Raw genomic sequence first — 6,002 nt, 5'->3', positions numbered from 1 at the left:
GCGCGACGGCGGTTTCCTCGCTTGGCCCGGAGTGATCGTGCTGCTGCTGGCGGCGCTGTATCGCGGCTGGCGTCGCCCCGGTCTGCGCCGCCCGTTGGGCTTCGGTGTGGTCAGTGGCGTGGCGTTCTGGCTGCTTGCCACCCTGTCGCTGAATCTCTATGAACAAGGCACACGCTTGCCGGATATCTCCCTGCGTAACGCCGCCGGGGAAAAGATCAAGCTCAGCGACTATCAGGGTGGCCCGCTGGTGATCAACCTTTGGGCAACCTGGTGCCCACCTTGCCGGCGGGAAATGCCGGTGCTGGAAAACGCCCAGCAACAACGCCCGGATCTGACGTTCTTGTTCGTCAATCAGGCCGAAAGCATGCAAAGCGTGGCAACGTTCCTGGAAACCCAGGGCCTGAGCCTCAACAACGTGCTTTTCGACCGCAATGGCCGTCTCGGTCAGGCCGTGGGTTCCATGGCGTTACCGACTACGCTGTTCTATAGCCCGGACGGTCGCTTGCTGACCAGTCACCTCGGTGAACTGTCGAACGCCAGCCTCGCCCGCGCCCTGGAAACCTTCGACACTTCGCCTTCAAGCCCGAATCAGGCCGTTGCCCCGGCCAACTCTGCAAGGAAACTGCCATGCCCCGCCTCCGCCACCTGCTGACGCTGACCCTGGGCACTGCCCTGCTGCACTTGCCGTCGGTGCAGGCTGCTGAAGAACTGCCCGCCGCAATCAAAAAGATCGAAGCCAAGGGCGCGAAAATCGTCGGCCAGTTCGACGCCCCCGATGGCCTGCGCGGGTACGCGGCGCAATACCAGAACCGCGGCATGGCGCTGTACCTGACCCCGGACGGCAAACACGTCGTGGTGGGTAATCTGTACGACGCCGACGGCAAGGACCTGAGCAGCGAACCGTTGCAGAAACTGGTCTACGCGCCGATGTCCAAGGAAGTCTGGGGCAAGTTCGAGGCGAGCAACTGGATTCAGGACGGCAACAAGGATGCACCGCGCACGGTGTACCTGTTCAGCGATCCGAACTGCCCGTACTGCAACATGTTCTGGGAACAGGCGCGACCATGGGTCAAGGCCGGCAAAGTGCAGTTGCGCCACATCATGGTCGGCATCATCCGCGAAGACAGCCCGGGCAAATCAGCCGCGCTGCTGGCGGCGAAAGACCCGGCCAAGGCCCTGGAAGATCACGAAAAGGCCGGCAAGGGCAGCGCGCTAAAGGCCATGAAAGACATTCCGGTCGCCGTGCAAAGCAAACTCGCGGCCAACATGCAGTTGATGGAAGACCTCGAACTGCAGGCCACCCCGGCGATTTTCTACATGGATGACAAAGGCGAACTGCAACAACAGCAAGGCGCGCCATCGCCGGACAAGCTGGTGAAGATTCTCGGGCCTAAGTAGCCTTCACAAGCACTGACCGATGCGGGTCTGTCAGTACTCACACCGCTCGATAATGTCCTGCAAGTGCTCGGTGTTTCCCTGTTCCGTGAGAAAGCTTGTCACCTCAGCGCACCACGCTTGGTCTGAAGGAATACCGGCCCAAGCGTGCGTCCCCGCCCAATGCCAGGGACGGTCGTCAAACGTATTGATCAGCGCCTGATTGAATGTGTGAACGTTGAACTTGGGGTTTCTCGCGTTTTGCAACATCAACGAACTGAACACGCGTTGTTGCGTTGCTTCGCATGGTTTGATTTGCTGGGCTTTGGTCGAGCTCAGGACAATGAAATCAGGTTTGACACCTTCATCGAGCGCGGCCTGCAATCGGTAATGTCCATCGATGACCACGTAAGAACACAGTCCGCCCACATACCAGAGCAGGATCGGCGGCAAGCTGCCCTCCCTGGCTTTTTTGCGCCACCATTTGAGGCGACCTGCGAAAGGGTCCACCGTGTGCAGCCCGATCAAGTGCCCCAAACCCCAATCAAGCCAATGCACGGTGTGCGGTTGCACGTTGTCGAGAATGCCCTCGCCGCGCGCGTACCAGTTGGGCAGATGGCTGGACGCCTCGGCCGGGGTGGAAAAATACCAGCCATCCGGACCGGCAACGGGTTTGTATCGGCTAACTGCTGGCAATAAAGGGCGCGCCACCCAGTGGCCGGGATAGAGAAAGTCCGCCTGATTGTTCATCAACTGGTTGATGAAATAGCGACACCAGCGCGGGAAGCGCTCTTCGACGGGTAATTCAAAGTGCTCCTGGACGTCGGCCGAATCGATGGGTGGCACGGGTGACGATTCCAGTTGAACGGGCCTCGGATTGCGAACCAGCCAAGCACCGTAATATGAGGTGGCAATGGTCGCCCAGAAGAGTGGGCTTCCATTGAGCATCAACTTCATCCGCCCGTTGTTGCCACTTTGCAGATGAAGCAGCGGTTTGCTTGATTTCGGTCGGTTGACCTCAATACTCAACCCGACCCACTTGTCCTCGAGATCCTTGAGGTCACGCCACCAGAACTGTTGCACGTCATTCCCTTATCAAATGCTTTTGTAGATAAGTTTCACACTCGCGATTGTATGGTGCCCTGAGAGGCCCCTTCGCGAGCAGGCTCGCTCCCACAGGAATTGCATTCATGCTGAAGGAATGCGGTTAACTGTGGGAGCGAGCCTGCTCGCGAATGAAGCTCACTCGGTCTAGCGGTTGCGCTCGGCCAGAAACGCCAGCAGCACCTCAGTCACAAACCCGGGATTCTCCAGATTGGAAATATGCCCCGCCTCCGGCACCAGCACGCACGGGCAACCAATCAATTCAGCCATTTCCCGGGCTTCCGAGGGTGGTCGCGGTTTGTCCTGATCGCCGCACAGCACCAGTGTCGTCTCCGGGTTCAGCTCGCCCAGGCGTGGCAACAGGTCGTTGCGGCCAAACGTGATGCGGCCCATCGGTACGATGCTTTCGCGCAGACGCTCGGGCGAGTAGCTCTTCAATTTCGCGCGGAAGTCCTGATACAGCGCCGACTGCGAGTCGATGCCCGGGCGGAAGAAGATCGGTACGACGATGTCGAGCAGTTGTTCGGAGATGGTGCCGCTGTCTTCGATCTGCTTGAACAGCGAGAAATAATACTGCCGAGTCGGTTCCGGCTCGACGCCGACGTAGGTGTCCATCAGCACCAGACCGTTGAGACGTTGCGGCGCGGACAGTGCCAAACGCGCGCCCCACATGCCGCCGACGGATAGTCCGACGAGGGTGACGCGGTCGATGTCCAGATGATCAAGCAAGGCCTGCGACTGTCGGGCGATGTCGTCCAGCGATGTGGTGCCTTCGGGTAACTTGCCGGACTCGCCATGCCCCCAAAGATCCACGGCAATGACGCGATAGTGCGGGGTCAGCGCGGCGATCTGCGGCGCCCACATCGCCTGGTCCCAAAGGTAACTGCCGGCCAGCAACACGGCGGGGCCGGCGCCTTGATCAATATAGTGCAGTGCTTGTCCGTCAACCGTGAAAAAGGGCATCGACCACCTCCGCGAGAAAAAACAGAACCGGCAGACTGAGCTGCCGGTTGTTGATCGTCAAGGATGGAAATGTACAGACGCCATTCGCGAGCAGGCTCGCTCCCACAGGGGATTTGTGTTCACCACAGATCCCGTGTGGGAGCGAGCCTGCTCGCGAAGAGGCCAGCCCAGGCGCCGAAGAACTACAGCCCTTCCAGCTCCGCCATCAGGTCGTTCAACCGATCGACCTTCTCCTCAGTCATATCACTGGCCGCCAGCCCATCGATGTATTCGGCCAGTTCCTCCACCGTGCTGCACTCGAACATCGCGCGCAGCGGCACGTTGCGTTGCAGGGCTTTTTGTACCCGCGATGCAATTTGCGTAGCCAGCAGCGAATGCCCGCCCAGTTCGAAGAAATTGTCGCGCACGCCGACCTTTTCCACTTTCAGCACCTCAGCCCAGATATCAGCCAGGGTCTGTTCCAGCTCGTTGCGCGGCGCTACATAGTCCGCACTCTGCAACTGACCGATCTCCAGCGTTGGCAAGGCTTTGCGGTCGAGTTTGCCGTTGGCATTCAGGGGCATCTGCTCCAGCCATAGCCAGTGCAGCGGCACCATGTATTCCGGCAGTTCGGTGCGCAGGCGTTGCTTGATCCGTTCCAGACGCTCTCCCGGATTGAGCGCTGCATCGGCCGCGACCAGGTAGCCCACCAGATGCTTGCCGTTGACGCCTTCCTGCACACCCACCGCCGCGTCGCGCACTTCCGGTTGTTCATGCAGGCGCGCTTCGATTTCACCGAGCTCAATGCGGTAACCGCGAATCTTCACTTGATGATCGACGCGGCCGACGTATTCCAGCACGCCGTCGGTGCGGCGCCGTGCCAGGTCACCGGTGCGGTACAGGCGTTCGCCCGGCGCGCCGAACGGATTCGGCACAAACACCGGCGCGGTGCGCAGCGGATCGCTGACGTAACCGCGACCGACGCCGGTCCCGGCAACACATAACTCACCCACCGCGCCCAACGGCACCAGATCCAGCGCGCCATCGACCAGGTACAGCAAGTTGTTATCGGTCGGCGTGCCGATCGGCAAATAGCTGCCGCGCGTCGACGCCATGTCGACACGGAAGAACGCCACGTCATCCGAGCATTCCGCCGGGCCGTAAGCATTGACCAGACCAATATCCGGGTAACGCAGCAGCCATTGATGGGCCAGTTCCGGCGGCATCGCTTCACCGGTCGGCAACATCCAGCGCAAGCCGTCGAGGCTCAGACGCTCGGAGCCGAGCATGCCCTGAATCAGCGATGGCACACTTTCCAGCACGGTGATGCCCTGCGCCTGTACATGCGCCAGCAGACCTTGCGGATCGTGGGCAATCGTATTCGGTACGATGTCGACCCGTGCACCAAACAACGGCGCGGCAAGGAACTGCCAGACGGAAATGTCGAAGCTTTGCGAGGCGGTCTGCGCGATCACATCGGCCGCGCTCAAGTCGAGGTACGGGCGTTTGCTCAACTGGTTGTTGAGCATGCCGCGCTGCTCGACCATCACGCCTTTTGGCAGGCCGGTCGAACCCGAGGTGTAGATCACATAGGCGAGATTGTCCGGGCCGCTGTGAATACCGAGATTCTCAGTCGCCAACACCGAGGCTTGTATTTCTTCCCACACCAGCAGGCGCGGACGATTCGAACAGCCAAACTCTTCGAGCAAGGTCTGCGCCTGCTCAAGGCAGGCTGCGCTGCACACCAGCAACGGCGTGCGGCTGAGCTCAATGATGCGACTCAGACGCTGGCTCGGCAGGCCCGGGTCGAGCGGCAGGTAACCGGCACCGGCCTTGAAGCTACCGATGATCATGCCGAGCAGGTCGAGATTACGCTCGGCCAGCAGCGCCACCGGTTGGTCCATTCGCACCCCTGCGGCGACCAGGGCATGGCCGAGGCGGTTGGCGTTGCAGTTCAGCTCGGCATAGCTCAATTGCTGATCGAGGCAACTGGCGGCGATGCGCTGCGGATGCGCCGCGACCTGCGCTTCAAACAACGCCACGTAGCTTTGCTCCAGCGGATAGTCGTGGCCGCTCTGGTTGCAACCGTGCAGCAGGAAGTCGCGTTCTTCGTCGCCCAGCAGCGGCAAATCGGCCATGTCGCCATGGAAGCCGTCGACCAGCGCCAGCAGCAAGCGCTTGAACTCAGCGAGCATGCGCTCGACCGTCGCCTCGTCAAAGTAACGCTGGTCATAGGACAGGTGCAAGCCAAGGTCATCGCCCGGGTAGCACACTGCAGTCAGCGGGAAGTTGGTGTGAGTCCGACCGGAATCCGAAGTCGCATTCAGGCTCTGCGCACGGTCGAGCACCGAGACTTCCACCGGAGCGTTTTCGAAGACGAAGAGGCTGTCGAACAGTGGCTGGCCTTTCGGCAATTCGCTCTGTTCCTGAATGTTCACCAGCGGCAGATATTCGTACTCGCGCAGTTGCATGTTGCTGTCGAGCAAAGCGCTGAGCCACTGACGCACACTGCTGCGCTGATCGTCCTCAGGCATCTTCACGCGCAGGGCGATGCTGTTGATGAACAGGCCGACGGTGCGTTG

The 6,002-nt window shown here is 60.6% G+C and carries 5 protein-coding genes; 2 read left to right on the top strand and 3 right to left on the bottom strand.

Annotation, left to right across the window (positions count from 1 at the left end; translation table 11 throughout):
• Together D6877_RS26185 and dsbG are read left to right on the top strand one after the other, a co-directional pair.
• A partial coding sequence (locus D6877_RS26185; RefSeq protein ID WP_130912604.1) for a TlpA disulfide reductase family protein occupies positions 1 to 652 on the top strand: 652 nt, incomplete at its 5' end.
• Positions 628 to 1,398 carry a thiol:disulfide interchange protein DsbG gene (dsbG, locus tag D6877_RS26180; RefSeq protein ID WP_130912585.1) on the top strand — a complete coding sequence of 257 codons (771 nt, stop codon included), beginning with the start codon at positions 628 to 630 and terminating at the stop codon, positions 1,396 to 1,398. The genes D6877_RS26185 and dsbG, both read left to right, overlap by 25 nt.
• 30 nt (positions 1,399 to 1,428) lie before the next feature.
• Here the strand turns inward: dsbG and D6877_RS26175 are convergent, their stop codons facing one another.
• From D6877_RS26175 to D6877_RS26165, 3 genes are all read right to left on the bottom strand, one after another.
• Positions 1,429 to 2,457, bottom strand: a complete 1,029-nt coding sequence (locus tag D6877_RS26175) for a ParB/Srx family N-terminal domain-containing protein (RefSeq protein WP_130912584.1) — start codon at positions 2,455 to 2,457, stop codon at positions 1,429 to 1,431.
• Positions 2,458 to 2,625: 168 nt separating this feature from the next.
• Complete coding sequence (locus D6877_RS26170) at positions 2,626 to 3,441, bottom strand: alpha/beta fold hydrolase (RefSeq protein WP_130912583.1); 816 nt, start codon at positions 3,439 to 3,441, stop codon at positions 2,626 to 2,628.
• Between the two features lie 182 nt (positions 3,442 to 3,623).
• Positions 3,624 to 6,002: non-ribosomal peptide synthetase (locus tag D6877_RS26165; RefSeq protein WP_130912603.1), on the bottom strand; the 2,379-nt coding region annotated here is incomplete at its 5' end.

It is taken from the genome of Pseudomonas sp. Sample_9, assembly GCF_004307535.1.
GTDB classification, from domain to species: Bacteria; Pseudomonadota; Gammaproteobacteria; order Pseudomonadales; family Pseudomonadaceae; genus Aquipseudomonas; species Aquipseudomonas mercuritolerans.
The sequence above is the reverse complement of the archived record's forward strand: the minus strand, read 5'-3'. Positions and strand labels throughout refer to the sequence as shown.

Bases quoted from the DNA above. Each gene is read 5' to 3' on its own strand.
- D6877_RS26170 (WP_130912583.1), bottom strand. From the start codon at position 3,441: ATGCCCTTTTTCACGGTTGACGGACAAGCACTGCACTATATTGATCAA.
- dsbG (WP_130912585.1), top strand. From the start codon at position 628: ATGCCCCGCCTCCGCCACCTGCTGACGCTGACCCTGGGCACTGCCCTG.